Raw genomic sequence first — 16768 nt, forward strand, 5'->3', positions numbered from 1 at the left:
TCTTTCTTTCTCCAGTACCGAATATCTCTGTCAACGTTGGTTGCGGCCGGGGCCGGACAACGCGCCGGCGCCCAGGTCGAGCAGCTCCGCGGCCAGGTCCCGGCCGAGTCGCTCCGCATCGCTCTTGTCCGCGACGGCCGAAGCGCGGAGCAGTTCCACGGACTCCCCGTCGAGTCCGGCGGCGGCCACCCCGCGCAGCGAAACGCGCTCGACGACCGAGCCGTCCGCGTCGAGGTCCTCCACCACTTCGGCCAGCGCACCGACGGGCGCGCTGCAGCCGGCCTCGAGCGCCGCGAGCATCGCGCGCTCGGCCGTCACCGCGGCCCGTGTCGCCTCGTCGTCCACAGTGGACCGAAGCAGGTGCTCGATGTCCACGTCGTCGACGCGGCACTCCACCGCCAGCGCACCCTGGGCGGGCGCGGGCAGCATCTGGATCGGGTCGAGGGTCTCGGTGATCTCCCCGGCCCGGCCCAGCCGGACGAGACCGGCCCGCGCGAGAACGACGGCATCCAGCTCACCGTCGGTCACCTTGCGGAGCCGGGTGTCTATGTTGCCCCGGATCGGCACGATCTCCAAACCGAGACCGAGCGCGCGCAGCTGCGCCAGCCGCCTGGTCGCCCCGGTGCCGACGGTCGAACCCGGCGGCAGCTCGCCGAGGGTCAGCCCGTCCCGCGCGATCAGCGCGTCCCGTGGGTCCTCGCGCAGCGGCACGGCGGCCAGCACGATGCCGGCCTCCGGCGCGGTCGGCAGATCCTTGTACGAGTGGATCGCGACGTCGACCTGCTTGTGCTGCAAGGCTTCCCGCAGCGCGGAGGTGAACACGCCGACCCCGATCTCGGCGATCGGGGCGTGCGAGCGGTCACCGGGTGTGGAGACCTTGACGACCTCTACGTTCTCGCCGGCCTTGCGCAGGGCGTCGGCGATGGTTTCGGTCTGGGCGAGCGCGAGGGCGCTGCCTCTGGTACCGATTCTGATCGTTCTTGTCACTGGGTTTCACCGTCTGTACTGGGTTGGGGAGAGGGGCTCGCGACCACGGCGGGCGACGCGGGATCCAGCTCGAAGAGTTCCCGCAGCGCGCTCGCGTAATCGGTGCCCTGTGCGTCGGCCGCGAGCTGCTTGACCCGCACGGTCGGCGCGTGCAGCAGCTTGTCGACGACGCGGCGCACCGTGCGCGCGAACTCGTCACGCACGCCCGGCTCGAGCTCGGGCAGCCGGTGGTCGAGCCGGAGCAGCTCCGCGTCGACGACCTCGGCGGCCCGCTTGCGCAGCGCTGTCACGGTCGGGGTGACCGCCGCACTACGTTGTCCGGCCAGGTATTCGCGCACCTCGTCGAGCACGATGCCGGTGGCGCGGGCGATCTGCTTCGCCGACGACGTGCCGCCGAGCGAGTCCATCCGGCGGCGCACCGTCTCCAGGTCGACCACGCGGACACCTGGCACGTCCGCGACCGACGGGTGGACGTCGCGCGGCAGGCCGAGGTCGCAGATCACCAGGTCACGCCCGTCGCGCGGCAGGATGTGCTCCGCCTGCAGCACCACGTCCTGGGCGCCGGTGCAGCTCACCGCGATGTCGGCTTCGGCGAGGCGATCGGCCAGCTCGGGCAACCCGGCGGCCGTCGTGGGCACGCCCAGCTCGGTGACGTTCGCCGCCAGCCGCCGCGCGTTCTCGAGGGTGCGGTTCACCACCGTGATCCGGCCGATCCCGGCCTTGCGCAGCTGGCTCGCGGTCAGCGCGCCCATCGAACCCGCGCCGACGATCACGGCGTGCTTGCCTTCGAGCTCCGCAGCCTCCCCCAGCGCCTCGGACACGACCGACGCACCCAGCGTGTCGAGCCCGGTCTCGCTGTGCACCCGCTTGCCGACCCGCAGCGTCGTCTGGATCAGCTCGTGCAGGGCGCGGCCGACGGTGCCGGCTTCCCGTGCGGCGGCGTAGGAGTTGCGGACCTGGCCGAGGATCTGGGTCTCGCCGACGACCATCGAGTCAAGGCCCGAGGCGACCGAGAAGATGTGCTCGACCGCGGCGCCCGCGTAGTGCACGTACAGGTTGTCGTAGAGGCCTGCGGCGGCACACCCGGACTGCCGCGCCAGTACGTCGGACACGTCCGCGAGACCACCGTGGAACGTCTCGACGACCGCGTAGACCTCGACCCGGTTGCAGGTCGACACGAGCATCGCCTCGTGCACGTTCTCGGCCTGCTGGAGCTCGTGCAGCACCTTGCCCAGCTCGTCCGTGGCGACCGCGGCGCGCTCGAGAGTGCGCAGATCCGCGGTGCGATAGGAAAGCCCGACGGCCAACACAGACACTTACCGCACCACCATTCCGTTGCCCACCGGGTGGGAGCCGTTCTTCTCGTCCGCGCGCCGGGCGACGTGGAAGGACAGGATCTGCAGCTCGACGGCGAGGTCCACCTTGCGGACCTCGACGTGCTCCGGTACCTGCAGCACGACGGGCGCGAAGTTCAGGATGCACTGCACGCCGCCCGAGACCAAGCGGTCGCAGACGGACTGCGCCGCCGTCGGTGGCGTCGCGATCACGCCGATGGAGATGCCACGTTCGGCACACACCTTCGCGATGTCGTCCAGATGCGTCACCGGAATCCCGCCCACCGGAATGCCGATCAGGTCGGCGTCCACGTCGAACAGCGCTTCGACGGGAAAGCCCCGGCCGGGGAACCCGCCGTAGTTCGCCAACGCGTGGCCCAGGTTTCCGATTCCCACCACGGCGACCTTGTGCTGGCGGGTCAGCCCGAGCGTGCGCTCGATCTGCCCGACGAGCACCTGCACGTCGTAGCCGACGCCGCGGGTGCCGTACGACCCCAGGTACGACAAATCCTTGCGCAGCTTGGCGGAGTTGACCCCGGCCGCGGCGGAGAGCTCCTCGCTCGCGACGGTGGTCGCGCCCTGCTCGGCCATCGCGGACAGCACCCGCAGGTACACGGCGAGGCGGGCGACGGCGGCTTCGGGGATGGACCGCACGCGGACCGGGTCGGCGTTGTTGTCGGTGACGGCCGGCATCTCGGCGGTGGGTGCGTTGTCGGCGTTGACGTCGGCGCTGACCTCGGCCTTGGCGCCGTTCCGCCGGCCACGCCGTGCCACCACGCCGGCCTCCTAGACACCGTCGACAACGCTGAGAAAACTTTTCCTTGACCCGGCGTGCCAAGTCCGGTTTGATGCCGGTGCCGCCCGGGCGGGGTAAGCCATACGGTAGCCACTTGTGAACGCAGGCACAAAGTCGCTGGTCGGAGGCATGACCAGAGACACACGTTTCAGCTCAGTGTGCGGTGAACGTGATCGTGTGCCAGCCGGTGGCGCCGTCGGGCACCACGTCGGCGAGGCGGTCGGTCTGCGTGTAGCCGGAGCGGTCGGTGGCCCGGACGGACGCGCTGTGACTGCCCTTCGACGCGTCGAGTTCGACCCACCACATCCGCCACGCGTCGGCCGTGACCTCCGTCGACAGCACAGCCTGCTGCCACGGCCCGCTGTCCAGCTGCACCTCGACCTTGTCGATCCCGGTGTGCTGCGCCCACGCGACCCCGGCGACCCGGACCTTGCCCGCGCTCACCCCGCCCTGCGGCGCGTCGATGCGGGACTCGGTCTTGATCGGCCCCAGCTGGGACCAGCCGCGTTCCAGCCAGTACGCCTGCCTGGCGTCCCACGTCGTCAGCTCCAGGTCGGTGACCCACTTCGTCGCGGACACGTAGCCGTACAAGCCCGGCACCACGAGCCGGGCGGGGAAGCCGTGCTCGATCGGCAGCGGCTCGCCGTTCATGCCGATCGCGAGCATCGCGCCGCGGCCCGGTTCCATGATCGTCGACACCGGGGTGCCCGCCGTGAAACCGTCGGTGCTGGTCGAGTACAGCTGCTGGGCGCCCTGCTGGACACCGGCCTCGTTGAGCAGTTCCGCCAGGTCGACGCCGAGGAACCGGGAGGTGGAGATGTACGGGCCGCCGACCGGGTTGGACACGCAGCACAGCGTGACGACGCGCTCGATCAGCGGCCGGTTGCGGATCTCGTCGTAAGTGAAGGTCAGCTCGCGGTCGACCATGCCGTGGATGCGCAACTGCCAGTCCTGCGCGGGCAGCTGCGGCACGACGAGCGCGGTGTCGATGCGGTAGAAGTCACTGTTCGCGGTGATGAAGGTCGGGGTGCCCAGCTTCGCGAAATCGGCGTCGGCGGGGACGGGCGGCGCGGGCTGCGCCGGCGCCAGCGGCCCGACCGCCGCACGCGAACCCGTGGCGTCCTTGCGTGAACCGGCCCACTGTCCGAGCAGGCCCGCGACACCCGCGCCGATGGCGACGAACAGGAACTGCCGGCGGCTCGCGGAGACCCCGCGGGTCAGCGCCGCGCGATGCAGCCAGCGGAACACGAGCAACCCGGCGACCAGACTCGCGACAGGGGCGAGCAGCGCGGCCTGGCCCAGGTCCGGGCGGCCCCACACGGCGGCGATCCCGACCACGCCGAACACCGCGATCACGATCTGCCCCGGCAACGGGCGGGTCCGCGAGATCAACCCGGCGACGATCGCCAGCAGCACCATCACCACGGCCATGCCGCCGAGCAGCACGGGCTTGTCGTTCGTACCGAACGTGCTGACGGCGAAATCCTTCAGCCAGGTCGGCGTGAGGTCGATCGCCGCGTTGCCCACAGCGAGATACGGCGAGGCACCCGGGCCGACGAACGCGGCCAGCAGGTGCCCGGCGGCCAGCGCCGCGGCGAGCGACAGCACCCCGATCAGTCCAGCGACGGCGGCGGGCAGCCTCGGCGGCGCGGGGGCGGGTGCTTCTCTCAGTTCCGTACTCACGTAGTCATTCTTCGCGCGAGCACCGCGAAATCACCGTTCGGCGACGGTTACGAGAGCCTTACGGAACCGGTCTTCCTCCACTCGGTGGTACCCGTGCTGCTTGCCGTCGATGAGGATCACCGGAACGTAGTCGCCGTACTCGGCGCGCCACTCAGGATCCGAGTCGACGTCGGCCGTCTCCCAGGCGACGCCCAGCTCGCCACAGATCCGCTCGACGTCCTGCTCGGCCTGCTCACAGAAGTGACAGCCCTGCCGGGTCATCACGGTCACAATCATGACTTGAATCTAGACCGGGCGCGAAGCGTCTCCGTTGAGGGCGGTGGTGGGGAAGCGGCTGGCGGTACTCGCCGCAGCTTTCCCGTCGCCGAATGCGGCAGGGCGTCGGCGAACTCGACCGTGCGCGGCACCTTGTACCCGGCGAGCCCCGCGGCACAGTGCTCGACGACCTGCTGTTCGGACAGCGAAACCCCGGGCGCCGGTACGACGACCGCCTTGACCGACTCGCCGCTGCGCTCGTCGAGCACACCCACCACCGCGACCTCGGCGACCTCGGGCATCGCGATGATGACCTCCTCGACCTCGTGCGGGAACACGTTGAAGCCGTTGACGATGATCAGGTCGTTGGCCCGGTCGACCAGGTGCAGGTCGCCGTCGGTGTCGAGGTAGCCGACATCGCCGGTGCGGAACCAGCCGTCCTCGTCGGGCCCGTGCGCGCCGTCGGGCCAGTAGCCGGAAAACAGGTTCGCGCCGCGCACGGACACCAGGCCCGCGCCCGCGTCGTCCTCGACGAACGCGTCGTCGAGGTCGTCCGGGTCCAGCGGCACGGGTTCGCTGAGCCCGTCCGACTCGACCAGCCGCAGCTCGACCCCGGGCAGCGGCCGGCCCACCGAGCCGGGCTTCGCATAGCCCGTGACCAGCGTCGACGTCACCACAGGCGCGGCCTCGGTGAGCCCGTAGCCCTCGAAGATCGCGAGCCCGGTCTTCTCACGGATGGTCGCGAGCACCTTCGGATGCAGCGGCGCGGCACCGGAGCTGAGCAGGCGGATCGACGCGAGGCCCGCACCCAGCTCGTCGGCGGACATCCGGGCGAACTCCGCGTACATCGCGGGCACCCCGCCGATCACCGTGATCCGGTGCGCCGCACACACTTCCAGCGCCTTGACCACGTCGAACCGTTCGGCCAGCACGACGGTCGCACCGGCGGACACCGAGTGCAGCAGGCCGGGACCGAGTCCGTAGACGTGGAACAGCGGGATCGCGACGAACACCCGGTCGCCGTGGCGGACCGTGCCCGGCACGGCGCCCAGCTGGTCGAGGTTGGCCAGCAGCGCCCGGTGGGACAGCATCACGCCGCGGGACGGGCCGGTCGTGCCGGAGGTGTAGGACAGCACGGCGATGTTCTCGTCGCCGCCGGCCGCCGCGACCGGCTCACCCGGCTCCGTCGACGGCGTGAGCACCTCGGGCCCGCCGCCGTCGGAGTCCCGGCTGATGACGAACCGGGCGCCGCTGTGCCCGGTGAGCCGGGCGAACTCAGCTTCCGGGGCCAGCGGGGATACCGGCACGGCGATCGCACCCGCACGCGCGACGGCGAACAGGGCGGTGGCGAAATCAACCGAGGTCGGCAGCCGCAGGATGACCCGGTCACCGGCGCGCAATCCGTGCCCGATCAGCTTCCCGGCTTGCCCGTTGACCGCGGAATCAAGCTGCGACCAGGTGAAAGTCTGTTCCGCGGTGGTGTCGGTGAGCGCCACGACATCCGGCCACCGCGCGGCGGCCCCGGTGAGCAGATCGGCGATGTTGGCCATGCCCCAGTACCTCCTCCGCCTCCCGTCATGGGAAAGCCCGCGGATCGTCGCATTTCCACGACCGGGACCACTACCTACTTCCGGGTAACTACACGTATGCTGCTCTAGCGCCGGAGTGGTGCTGATCACTCCGGCCGGGACAGAGGAGTCGCTGTGACGAACTGGCTTGCCGCACGCCCCCTGGGGCTGCACGCCGGCACGTTCGCGCGCCCCGACGAGGAGACCGGCTCCTGGGATCTCGTCCGCGCCGCGCAGAACGGCGACAGCACGGCCTTCGGCACGCTCTACGACCGCTATGTCGACGTCGTCTACCGGTACGTGTACTTCCGCCTCGGTGACCGGGAGCTGGCCGAGGACATCACGAGCGAGACCTTCCTGCGCGCGCTGCGGCGGATCACGTCGGTGAGCTACCAGGGCCGCGACGTCGGTGCGTGGTTCGTCACCATCGCCCGCAACATCATGTTCGACCATGTGAAGTCGAGCCGGTACAAGCTCGAGGTCGTCACCGACGAGGTGTCCGAATCCGGCGCGGCCCCGTTCGCGGGGCAGACCGCCGCCGGCGACGGGCCCGAGCAGGAGGCGCTGACCAGCGCCACCAGGGAAGCGCTGCTGAAATGCATCGCCGCGCTGGGCGACGACCAGCGTGAGTGCGTCGTGCTCCGGTTCGTCCAAGGCCTGTCGCTGACCGAGACCGCGCGGATCATGAAGCGCAACGAGGGCGCCATCAAGGCACTGCAGCACCGCGCCGTCCGGAAGCTTGCCCAGCTCCTGGCACCCACTTGGCGGTGAGGCGCGTAACGTACGCGGGTCATCGGTCGTTCACAGGACGTGGACGTACCCGGGTGGTCAGGGCGCGATCTGGAGATCATCTCCGGGCTGCGTCAGCTCGGTGACGCCGAGAAGCCCGACGCCGCGACCCGCGACCGCATCCGGCGCGGCATTCTCCGGCGGCTCGATCACGACGGCCGCCCGAGCCGGCGGCGACGCGTCATCGCCGAGGTCCTCGCCGCCGCCGTGGCAGTGGCGATCGCGCTCGGCGGGCTCAGCCTCCTGCTGTCCAAGGACGCGCTGCCCGGCGACGCGCTGTACGGCGTCAAGCGCGCCGGCGAGTCCGCCGAGCTGGGGTTGGCGTTCGGTGACTCGGCCAAGGCCCAGAAGCACCTCGAGTTCGCGTCGAAACGGCTCGACGAGTTGAAGGACCTCGGCCCGGCGGCGGCAGCCAGGTACGAGGCGACGCTCGCGGATTTCCAGCGCGAAGCGGCGGCCGGGACCGCGGACCTGACCCGGCTGGCGACGCAGGGCAGCGGTGAGCAGCTCTTCCAGCTCCGCATGTGGTCCCTCGATCAGCGCCCGAAGCTGCTGGCGGCCCGGCCCGCGATCCCCGAGGCGGCGCTCGGCCAGTTCGGCTCTTCGACGAGGCTGCTGTCCCGGATCGAGGCTCGCGCGCAGATCTTGATGGCCCGGCTCGACTGTTTCCAGATCACCACCGGCCAGACCGACGAGCTCGGCGCGATCCCGGAATCCGGCTCGTGCCAGCCCCCGTCGGACGCGATCACCAAAGAGCCCCCGCAGGTACCGGCGCCGCCCCCGCCGCCGGTCGCGCCGAGCAGCGAACCGTTGTCCGCTCGGCAGATGTCGACCTCCACGGCGCCGCCGTCCTCCTCATCACAGGTTCCGACCACCTCGCCAACCGCCGTGTATCCGCCGTCGGCGGTCGACGCGCCGGTGCTCTCGCCGACCAGCCCGCGCCTGCCCCCTGCCACGTCGAGTCCGCCACCGCCACTGCTCTCGATTCCACCGCTGTTCCCGGGCCTTCCCGGGGTAGGGATCGGCTGAGGTCAATCGCTAGGCTTGGCTGAGACACCCGACTCAGGAGGCGGTCTGCGTGTGGCGCGGCAAGGGCAAGGGCCCGGAACTCGAACGACTCGCCACGCTGGCCGGCGAAGCGTCGGCCGAGGCGGCCGTGGCGATGGAGTCCGCGCAGTTCGACGGTGCCGAACCGCCGTCGCCGCCGGCGCCCCCGGACCTGACCGCGGCCGCGTTCTTCGACGTCGACAACACGATGATGATGGGTGCCTCGATCTTCCACTTCGCCCGCGGGCTCGCCGCGCGCAAGTACTTCAGCACCTCGGATCTGGCCGGGTTCGCCTGGCGCCAGGTGAAGTTCCGCATCGGCGGGCGCGAGACGCAGGACACCGTCCAATCCAGCCGCGAGCAGGCACTGTCCTTTGTGGCCGGTAAGACGGTGCGGGAGATGACGGAGGTCGGCGAGGAGATCTACGACGAGCTGATGGCCGACAAGATCTGGTCGGGCACGCGCGCGCTCGCGCAGATGCATCTCGACGCGGGACAGCGGGTGTGGCTGGTCACCGCGACCCCGGTCGAGCTGGCGGCGATCATCTCGCGGCGGCTCGGGCTGACCGGCGCGCTCGGCACTGTCGCCGAGCACGTCGACGGTGTCTACACAGGACGGCTCGTCGGAGACCTCTTGCACGGCAGGGCGAAGGCGCACGCGGTGCGCGCGCTCGCGTCGCGGGAAGGTCTGAACCTCCGGCGTTGTACGGCGTATTCCGACTCCTCCAACGACGTGCCGATGCTGTCGGTGGTCGGGACCGCGGTGGCGGTCAACCCGGACGCGGGCCTGCGGGAGATCGCGCGGGCGCGCGGCTGGGAGATCAGGGATTTCCGCACCGGCCGCAAGGCGGCGAAGATCGGGGTCCCCTCGGTGCTCGGCGCCGGCGCGGTGGCCGGCGCGGTCGCCGCGGGAATGGCCTACCGGCGGCGCTGAAATCGCCATGATCGGTGACCGGTGGGGTATGCGCGAGAACGAGATCTCGCGCGGCTATCCGTGCGACGACTTCGTCACGTCACCCACACTGGTGGCCTGGCGTGGTGTCGGCGTGGACGCGCCAGCCGAAGCGGTGTGGCCGTGGATCGGACAAGTGCGGCTCGCGCCGTACTCGTACGACTGGATCGACAACCGTGGCCGCCGCTCACCCCGCGAACTGGTGGACCTGCCCGAACCTCGCGTCGGCGAACGGTTCACCAACGCGGGTGGGCGCGAACTGGGCCGGATCGTCTCGGTCGATCCGGGGCGACAGCTGACGGCCACCATCATGGGTGCCTTCATGTCCTACGTCCTCGTCCCCGAAGATGCCGGCACGACCCGGCTGCTGCTGAAGGTCGTCATGCGGACCCGGCGCTGGCTGGCCCCGTGGGTGTCGGTCGGCGATCTGATCATGGCTCGACGGCAGCTGCTGAACCTCAAGCAGCTCGCCGAGGGCGACGCTAGCCCTTGAAAACGCTTTCTCGTTCCGCCAGGCGGCGGTAGAGCGACTGCTGGATCGACTCGCGGATCTGGTCCGTCAGGCTGAAGATCAGCATCGGATCGTCCACGTCGTCCGGGTCGACCGAGTCCGTGGCAATGGGCGCGCCGAATTCGATCGTCCACTTCGTGGGCAGCGGGATCGCGCCGAGCGGACCCAGCAGCGGGAAGAACGGCGTCACCGGGAAGTACGGCAGGCCCAGCAACCGCGCCAGCGGCTTGAGGTCGGCGATCTTCGGATAGATCTCCTCCGCGCCGACGATGGCACACGGGATGATCGGCACCCCGGTCCGCAGCGCCGCCGAGACGAACCCGCCCCGCCCGAAACGCTGCAGCTTGTACCGCGCCGAGAACGGCTTCCCGATCCCCTTGAAGCCCTCCGGCCACACGCCGACCAGCTCACCCGAGGACAGCAACCGCTCGGCGTCGGCGGCGCAAGCCAGCGTCTGCCCCGTCTTGCGGGCCAGCGTCCCCAGCAGCGGGGTCCGGAACAGCAGGTCCGCACCCAGCATCCGCAGGTGCCGCCGCGCCGGATGTTCGTCGTGCACGGCGACCGCGGTCATCACGGCGTCCAGCGGCAGCGTGCCCGAGTGGTTGCAGACGATCAGCGCGCCGCCGTCCTTGGGCACGTTGTCGATGCCGGTCACGCTGACCCGGAACCACTTCTCGTACAGCAACCGCAGCGGCGGCAGCAGCACCTTCTCGGTCAGCTCGGGGTCGAAGCCGAACTCGTCCACGGCGTACTCGCCGGTCAGCCGGTTGCGCAGGAACGTCACCGCGCTGCTCACCGGATCGGCTTCGGCCGGCAGTTCGACCTCCGGAGCCTTGGCGACTCGCGGCCGCAACGGGATGACTCGAGCTTCCACACTGGTGGTCACTGGCCTGCTCCTGGGTTCCGGGTTCATCGGACCTGTCCGGTCGCCGCCGCGGTGACGACCCGGCCCGCCATCGCGGCGAGTTGCTCGCCGTCGACGACGGGACGCAGCCCGCGCCCGCGCACGTAGTCGTCGAACGCCGCCGCCGTGGTCCACCGCGGGCGGTAGCCGAACACCTCCTTCAGCCGCGTGGTGTCGACCACCCGGCCGTAGTTGAGCAGCCGCACCTGGTCCTGCGAGAAGTCGACCAGCCGCGCGCCGCGCAGCATCTTCGCCACGGACGGGATCAACGCCCGCGGCACCGGCAGCTCGATCCGCCCCGCCCGGCGGACCGCCTGCGACAACGTGAGTACCCCGTCCGAGCCGACGTTGAACACGCCGGGCTTGTCTTCGAGCGTCGCCATCTCCAGCACCGTGAGCGCGTCCGAAGAGTGCAGCAACTGCAGGCGCGCGTCGTAGCCGAGCACGGTCGGCACCACCGGCAGCGCGAAGTAGCGCGCCAGCACGGTGTCCACCTCCGGCCCGATCACGTTCGCGAAGCGCGCCAAGGTGATCGTGAGATCGGGGCGGCGGCGGGCGAGGCCGCGCACGTAGCCCTCCATCTCGACGGCGTCCTTCGCGTGGCCGTCCCAGGAGTCAGGGATCAGGTCGGAGTCCTCGGTGAACACGGCGGGCGAGCGCGGACCGGCACCGTAGACCGCGGCCGTGGACTTGACGACGAGCTTGCGCACCGACTCTGAGCGCTGGCAGGCGGCGAGCAGCCGCATCGTGCCGATGACGTTGACTTCCTTCAGCGTGCCCCGGCGCGCCGGGGCGGCCGGATGACAGGTGGTCGCCGCGTGCACCACCGTGTCGACGCCCGCGTCCTCGAGGATCCTGGCGATCAGCGGGTTGCGGATGTCGGCGCGCACGAACTCGGCCCGGCCGAGGCGGCGCAGCACCCGCTCGGCGGGCGGCGTGGTGTCCACCCCGAGCACCCGCTCGAACTCCGGGTTGGTGCCGAGGCGGGCGAGCAGCCGGCCACCGAGCTCACCGCCGACTCCGGTGACCAGCACGACACTGGACGGCATGAAACCCCCCGCGAAAGGGTCGGGATACGAGCGGCGCAGGCGATGCTACTCCCGCCGCGGCACCCGCGTCAGGGTCTCTTACATGCTATTAACCCAGGTCAGCGTGGTCACCCGAATGGGTGCGACCCGCCCGGGTAACCGGACGGGTCGCGGAAAGACGTCGTACGCGCGGGCGTTACTTGCCCTGCTTCCGACGCTGCATCCGCGTGCGGCGCAGCAGCTTGCGGTGCTTCTTCTTGGACATGCGCTTGCGGCGCTTCTTGATCACTGAGCCCACGGGTGCTCCTCCAACATTTCCGTCTACCGACGCTGCCCTCGCGCAGCGTCCAGCGAAATGGAGCGCATCAGGCGCGAGCGATTTACCAGGTTACCCGCGTGCTCACCGCACAACCGCACGACCCCTAGCCGACGTCGAAATACGCACCCTGCAGGTATTCGTGCACAGCCTTCTCCGGCACCCGGAACGACTTGCCGACCCGTACGGCCGGCAGCTCGCCCGAGTGCACGAGGCGATAGACGGTCATCTTGGAGACGCGCATCAGCGCGGCCACCTCGGCGACCGTCAGGAATTGGACCTGCCCGACAGCGGGCACGTCCTTCTTGTCCGACGGCATACGTCACCGTGCCCTTCGACGCGCGTCGAGCCGTTCGGCTTCCCCACCGGCGGTTCGACGCGCACGTGCTTGTCTCCTGAGGGTAGCGGGACTCGTGGGACCAGTGCGACGTCTGACCGCAGATTTGGTCCAACCGGGCTCGTGGACCAGCGGATTGTCGCCATTTGTGGCCGTCATTGCCGACGGACAGTCACCGCCCGAGTTCGGCCGACCGGTCGCGCGCCGCTTCGATCGCGTCCAGCAGTGCCGCCCGGACGCCGTGCTTCTCCAGTTCGCGGATCGCATTGATGGTGGTCCCCGCAGGTGAGGTGACGGCCTCGCGCAGGATCACCGGGTGCTCGGTGCTCTCGGCGAGCATCTTCGCGGCGCCCACGGCCGACTGGACGATGAGCTTCTCCGCTACCGCGCGTGGCAGGCCGAGCAGGATCCCCGCGTCGATCATGGCCTCGACCAGGTAGAAGAAGTACGCCGGGCCGGATCCGGACAGCGCGGTGACCGCGTCCTGCTGCGTCTCCGGCACCTCGATGACCTGCCCGACGGCGGACAGCAGCTCCGTGACGAGCGCCACGTGCTCGCGCGTCGCGTGGGTCCCCGGCGAGACCGCGCTCATCGCCTCGCCCACCACCATCGGGGTGTTCGGCATCACCCGGACGACGGGCACCCCCTCGGGCAGGCGCCGCTCGTACAACGCCGTCGGCAGGCCCGCACACAGCGAGACGACCAGCGAGGACGGGCTGACGACGGGTTCCAGCTCGGTCAGCACCGGATCGATGTCCTGCGGTTTGACCGCGACCACCAGGACGTCGGCCCGCTTGGCGGCCTCGTCCACCTCGACCCCGGCGATGCCGTACCGGGCGGTCAGCTCCGCCGCGCGCTCCGGGTGCCGCTCGGTGAACAGCAGGTCCTCCGCGCTGCGACCGGCCTGCAGCAGGCCCGCCAGCAGCGCTTCCCCGATCTTTCCGGCACCCAGTACGGCAATGGTCGTCATGCCCAGAGCCTAAGGCGCGGGGGCCAGCGCCAGCTGCCGGGACTGGCCGACCAGCCGGCCCGCGGAGTCGATGACCGTAGCGTCGGAGTCGAACCACGCGTCGTACACCGAACGGCATTCGACCTGCACCCGCAGCCAGCCGGTGGCCGGCCGGGCGCGCAGCAAGGCAGTCAGCTGGACGGTCGGCGACCAGCCGAACCGGCCGAGGTTGAACACCACCGGCGGGTTGACGTCGCCGGCCAGCAGCACGAAGTACGGGTCCGGCACGGTATGCCGCGGGCGTGCCCACAGCCGCAGCCGCGGCGGGTCGCCGGTGCGGCCGGTCAGGTAGCCGGCGGTCGCCGGGTCGAGCCGGATGTCGCAGCCCTTCGCCAGGTTGAACACACCCTCGGCGGTGTCGCCACCCAGCGGGATCGCGCGCGGTGGCGGTTCCGCGGGCATCGGGCTCAGATCGCTCCAGTCCGGGCGGCGGACCGGCAGCCTGCCCACGGTCACCGTCGCCTCGACACAGCTGCGGCCGCGCTGCTCCAGCTGCACCGCGACGACCGTGGCCCGGCGGCCGAGCTTGCGCACGTCGGTCCGTAGCAGCACCGGGCCGATCGCCGGCGCGCGCAGGAACTCGGCGCTCACGACCAGCGGTTCCCCCGCGGGGTCGCCGTGCTCGGCCAGCACCGCGACCGCGGCCTTCGCGATGAGCGAGAGCAGGAAACCACCGTGCGGGTGGTGCCCGATCGACCACTCCTGGCGCAGGTCCGCGGTCAGCGTGCCGTCTCCCAGGGACCGGACGGCGCACGCCACGTCGAAGGACGCCGGGTCCTGGGCCTCCGCTGTGCTCACGAAGAGCTGGCCAGTGCGCGCGGGACGAGGGCGGCGGCGAATTTCAACGAGAGCAGCGGGTTCACGACGGAAACTTTACGTGTTCACATATCGGAAGCCCATGCTCCGGCCATGCACGACAAGAGTGAAGTTGATCTTGTTGACGATTCACTGCCCGAGGTGGAAACGGGCGAACAGCAACGCGTCCGCGAGGTCCTTCATCCGGTGCGCGGAACTCGCCGCGCGACGGGTGTTCACCTCCAGCACGAGCTGCCCGTCGAAGCGCTCCGTGGCGAGCCGTCCGAGTAGTTCCGCGCAGGGCTGGCCGCCCCGGCCGGGCACGAGGTGCTCGTCCTTCGGCACCCCGGAGCCATCGGCGAGGTGCACGTGGCTGAGCCCGGCGCCCATCCGGTCTGCCAGCGCCAGCGCGTCCATCTGGGCGGCGGCCGAGTGCGACAGGTCGAGGGTGTAGTGCGCGTAGCCGACGTCGGTCGGGTCGATCGAGGGCCGGAACGCCGACATCCGCGCGTCCCGCCGACCGCCGGGCGGCCGCACCTTGAACATGTTCTCGACCGCGATCTCGATCCCGCTCTCGTCCTCCAGCCCGGCGATGAGATCGGCGAACCCGTCGCCGTAGCGCCGCTGCCACCGGAACGGCGGGTGCACGACGACGGTCCGGGCCTCCAGGTCCAGCGCGGCCTCGACGCTGCGCCGCAGCCGCACCTCCGGATCCGGCGACCAGACCCGCTGGGTGATCAGCAGCGACGGCGAGTGCACCGACAGCACCGGCATCCCGGTCCGCCGCGACCACCGGCGCAGCTCAGGCACGTGCTGGCTGACCGGGTCCACCCAGATCATCACCTCGACCCCGTCGTAGCCGAGGTCCGCGGCCAGCTCGAAGCCGGTGCCGGCGCGCAGCGGCCACACCGAAGCGGTCGACAGGCCGACCGGGATCAACGCGAGAGCAGCAGCAGGGCCGCCGGTGACACGGTGACCACGAGCCCGACCAGCACCGCCAGCACCATCGTCTGGATGTCGTCCGCGCGGCGGATCTTCCGCACGATGAACACCAGCCCGACGATCACGACGAGGGCGACGATGAGCGCGGCGGCCGGGATCTTGCCCCACAGCCAGTTGAAGCCGAGCCACACCGCGGCCCCGCCGATGACACCCAGCGCCAGCTGGGCCGCCATGGACAGCCACTGCTTCGCCGGGGACGCCTCGGCGGCCTCGGGCTCCTCGTCTTCCTCGTACTCGACGGGCTGCCCGGCTTCGTCCTCGTAGTCGTAGCCGGTGCCGAGCCGCTCGGGTTCGGCCTCGCCGAAGTCACCGAACTCGTCGACCTCGGCGTCGTCGTCGGCGAACGGGTCGTGGAAGCCGGTGGCCTCCATCTGCTCGTCCGGCACCGCCCGGTTGAACCCGGACGGGTGCACCGGCCGCGCGCCGATCTCGGTCTCCTCCGCGGCGGACGGCTGCGGGCGCTGGCGGCGCCAGCGGGACAGCCCGGCGGGCGGCGCGTCCGGTGGGACGACCGCTTCGGGCGGCTGCTTGCCGTTGACCGCCTGGAACTGCTCGGTGTGCGGCTCGGGCTCGGCCGGGGGCCGGCCCCGGCGCAGCGGGCGGCGCGGCGGAGCCTGGAAGGCGCCACTCGGCATGCCGCCGGGCGGCGGGCCGGGGTCCGCGACGTCTTCGGGCGCCGGGGCGTCGAGCCCGTCGAGGCGGGCGGAGAGCGCACCGGGCTGGGGCCGGCGCAACGGCGGCACCTGCCGGGTCTCCTCCGCCGGGCGGACCGGGGGCCGGCGCTCGTCCTGCGGCTCCGGCAGCGGCATCGGGGCCGACTCCTGCGGCGGCCGGCGCAGCGGCCCCGAGTCGTTCGGCGGCCGGCGGCGTGACGGCAGCGGGAACGCGCCCGACTCCGGGGGCGGCGGCGCGGCGGGACGCGGGAAACCGCCCGACTCCGGTGCCTGCGGACGTGGGTAGGTCCCGGATTCCTGCGGCGGACGCGGGAAGGTGCCGGACTCCGGTGGCGCGACGTTCGGCTTCGGGAACGTGCCTGACGGGGGCGGCGGGACCGGTCTCGGGAACGCGCCCGACGGCGGCTGCGGCGGGGCGCCGTTCGGCCGGGGCATCGCGGCGGAGTCCTGCGGGGGCCGGGGCGGGAGCGGCGGCGCGGGCGGCGCGTCGTCTTCGGGCAGCGCACGGCGGCCGCCGTTGCGACGGCCGTTGGGCGGCGGCGGGTTGTCCCCGCGGACCCGGTCGATGATCGCCTGCGGACCGGTCTCGGTGGCGTGGCCACCACCGCGCCGCGGCGGCTCGTTGCCGTTCGGCTGCTGCTCGTCTTCGTCATCCGCGGCACGGCGGTGCCGCCGGCGGCCCTCGGTGTTGCCACCGTGCAGCGCGAGCAGCTCCGCGACCGTCTTCTGCGAGCGGTCCTGACCGCTTTCCCGACTCATCAGCGTTTCACCCCAACCACGC

General features: G+C 71.2%; 18 protein-coding genes. 4 read left to right on the top strand and 14 right to left on the bottom strand.

Going from position 1 to position 16768, the window contains the following annotated elements:
- Positions 1–30: 30 nt before the first annotated feature.
- The 6 genes from hemC to LOZ83_RS08770 form a co-directional block, all read right to left on the bottom strand.
- Complete coding sequence (gene hemC / locus LOZ83_RS08745; protein ID WP_236789784.1) at positions 31–987, bottom strand: hydroxymethylbilane synthase; 957 nt, start codon at positions 985–987, stop codon at positions 31–33.
- Complete coding sequence (locus LOZ83_RS08750; RefSeq protein ID WP_236789786.1) at positions 984–2303, bottom strand: glutamyl-tRNA reductase; 1320 nt, start codon at positions 2301–2303, stop codon at positions 984–986. Before LOZ83_RS08750 ends, hemC begins: the two co-directional genes overlap by 4 nt.
- Positions 2304–3098 carry a redox-sensing transcriptional repressor Rex gene (locus LOZ83_RS08755; protein ID WP_236789787.1) on the bottom strand — a complete coding sequence of 265 codons (795 nt, stop codon included), beginning with the start codon at positions 3096–3098 and terminating at the stop codon, positions 2304–2306.
- Positions 3099–3270: 172 nt separating this feature from the next.
- Positions 3271–4800: a molybdopterin-dependent oxidoreductase gene (locus tag LOZ83_RS08760; RefSeq protein ID WP_236789788.1), complete on the bottom strand. Its 1530-nt coding sequence runs from the start codon at positions 4798–4800 to the stop codon at positions 3271–3273.
- A 30-nt stretch (positions 4801–4830) separates the two neighbouring features.
- Entirely contained in the window at positions 4831–5076 is a 246-nt protein-coding gene (locus LOZ83_RS08765; RefSeq protein WP_236789789.1) for a glutaredoxin family protein, read from the bottom strand.
- On the bottom strand, positions 5073–6605 hold the full coding sequence (locus LOZ83_RS08770) for an AMP-binding protein (RefSeq protein ID WP_236789790.1): 1533 nt from the start codon (positions 6603–6605) through the stop codon (positions 5073–5075). Before LOZ83_RS08770 ends, LOZ83_RS08765 begins: the two co-directional genes overlap by 4 nt.
- Positions 6606–6785: 180 nt before the next feature.
- On the opposite strand from LOZ83_RS08770, the gene LOZ83_RS08775 reads away from it, so the two are divergent.
- Genes LOZ83_RS08775 through LOZ83_RS08790 form a run of 4 tightly spaced genes read left to right on the top strand, consistent with a single transcriptional unit; the run spans position 6786 to position 9904 of the window.
- Positions 6786–7394: a sigma-70 family RNA polymerase sigma factor gene (locus tag LOZ83_RS08775; RefSeq protein ID WP_236790737.1), complete on the top strand. Its 609-nt coding sequence runs from the start codon at positions 6786–6788 to the stop codon at positions 7392–7394.
- 39 nt (positions 7395–7433) lie between these two features.
- Positions 7434–8441, top strand: a complete 1008-nt coding sequence (locus tag LOZ83_RS08780) for a DUF5667 domain-containing protein (RefSeq protein ID WP_236789791.1) — start codon at positions 7434–7436, stop codon at positions 8439–8441.
- 49 nt (positions 8442–8490) lie between these two features.
- Entirely contained in the window at positions 8491–9393 is a 903-nt protein-coding gene (locus LOZ83_RS08785; protein WP_236789792.1) for an HAD family phosphatase, read from the top strand.
- A gap of 7 nt (positions 9394–9400) precedes the next feature.
- The gene (locus tag LOZ83_RS08790) at positions 9401–9904 is read left to right on the top strand and encodes a polyketide cyclase (protein ID WP_236789793.1); all 504 of its coding nucleotides are present in this window, start codon (positions 9401–9403) and stop codon (positions 9902–9904) included.
- On the opposite strand, the gene LOZ83_RS08795 is transcribed toward LOZ83_RS08790, so the two are convergent.
- From LOZ83_RS08795 to LOZ83_RS08830, 8 genes are all read right to left on the bottom strand, one after another.
- Positions 9894–10835, bottom strand: coding sequence for a lysophospholipid acyltransferase family protein (locus LOZ83_RS08795; protein WP_374202643.1), 942 nt, complete (start codon positions 10833–10835; stop codon positions 9894–9896). The two genes, LOZ83_RS08790 and LOZ83_RS08795, sit on opposite strands and share 11 nt — an antisense overlap.
- The gene (locus LOZ83_RS08800) at positions 10832–11875 is read right to left on the bottom strand and encodes an NAD-dependent epimerase/dehydratase family protein (RefSeq protein ID WP_236789794.1); all 1044 of its coding nucleotides are present in this window, start codon (positions 11873–11875) and stop codon (positions 10832–10834) included. Before LOZ83_RS08800 ends, LOZ83_RS08795 begins: the two co-directional genes overlap by 4 nt.
- Positions 11876–12050: 175 nt before the next feature.
- Complete coding sequence (locus LOZ83_RS08805; RefSeq protein ID WP_017986394.1) at positions 12051–12152, bottom strand: 30S ribosomal protein bS22; 102 nt, start codon at positions 12150–12152, stop codon at positions 12051–12053.
- A 124-nt stretch (positions 12153–12276) separates the two neighbouring features.
- A complete protein-coding gene (locus LOZ83_RS08810; protein WP_236789795.1) occupies positions 12277–12489 on the bottom strand; it encodes a helix-turn-helix domain-containing protein in 213 nt (70 codons plus the stop codon).
- Between the two features lie 190 nt (positions 12490–12679).
- Entirely contained in the window at positions 12680–13477 is a 798-nt protein-coding gene (gene proC, locus LOZ83_RS08815; RefSeq protein WP_236789796.1) for a pyrroline-5-carboxylate reductase, read from the bottom strand.
- A 9-nt stretch (positions 13478–13486) separates the two neighbouring features.
- Positions 13487–14314 (bottom strand): thioesterase family protein, encoded by an 828-nt coding sequence (locus LOZ83_RS08820; RefSeq protein ID WP_236789797.1) that lies wholly within the window; start codon positions 14312–14314, stop codon positions 13487–13489.
- 147 nt (positions 14315–14461) lie between these two features.
- Positions 14462–15250 carry a sugar phosphate isomerase/epimerase gene (locus tag LOZ83_RS08825; protein ID WP_236789799.1) on the bottom strand — a complete coding sequence of 263 codons (789 nt, stop codon included), beginning with the start codon at positions 15248–15250 and terminating at the stop codon, positions 14462–14464.
- Entirely contained in the window at positions 15247–16746 is a 1500-nt protein-coding gene (locus tag LOZ83_RS08830) for a hypothetical protein (protein WP_236789800.1), read from the bottom strand. The genes LOZ83_RS08825 and LOZ83_RS08830 overlap by 4 nt, the downstream gene beginning before the upstream one ends.
- Positions 16747–16768 lie beyond the last annotated feature (22 nt).

Source organism: Amycolatopsis sp. GM8, assembly GCF_021653975.1.
In the GTDB taxonomy this organism is placed as follows: Bacteria; Actinomycetota; Actinomycetes; order Mycobacteriales; family Pseudonocardiaceae; genus Amycolatopsis_E.

Coding starts and splice junctions, on each gene's coding strand:
- LOZ83_RS08765 (WP_236789789.1), bottom strand. CDS start 5,076: ATGATTGTGACCGTGATGACCCGGCAGGGCTGTCACTTCTGTGAGCAG.
- LOZ83_RS08770 (WP_236789790.1), bottom strand. CDS start 6,605: ATGGCCAACATCGCCGATCTGCTCACCGGGGCCGCCGCGCGGTGGCCG.
- LOZ83_RS08790 (WP_236789793.1), top strand. CDS start 9,401: ATGATCGGTGACCGGTGGGGTATGCGCGAGAACGAGATCTCGCGCGGC.
- LOZ83_RS08795 (WP_374202643.1), bottom strand. CDS start 10,835: ATGAACCCGGAACCCAGGAGCAGGCCAGTGACCACCAGTGTGGAAGCT.
- LOZ83_RS08800 (WP_236789794.1), bottom strand. CDS start 11,875: ATGCCGTCCAGTGTCGTGCTGGTCACCGGAGTCGGCGGTGAGCTCGGT.
- LOZ83_RS08810 (WP_236789795.1), bottom strand. CDS start 12,489: ATGCCGTCGGACAAGAAGGACGTGCCCGCTGTCGGGCAGGTCCAATTC.
- proC (WP_236789796.1), bottom strand. CDS start 13,477: ATGACGACCATTGCCGTACTGGGTGCCGGAAAGATCGGGGAAGCGCTG.
- LOZ83_RS08830 (WP_236789800.1), bottom strand. CDS start 16,746: ATGAGTCGGGAAAGCGGTCAGGACCGCTCGCAGAAGACGGTCGCGGAG.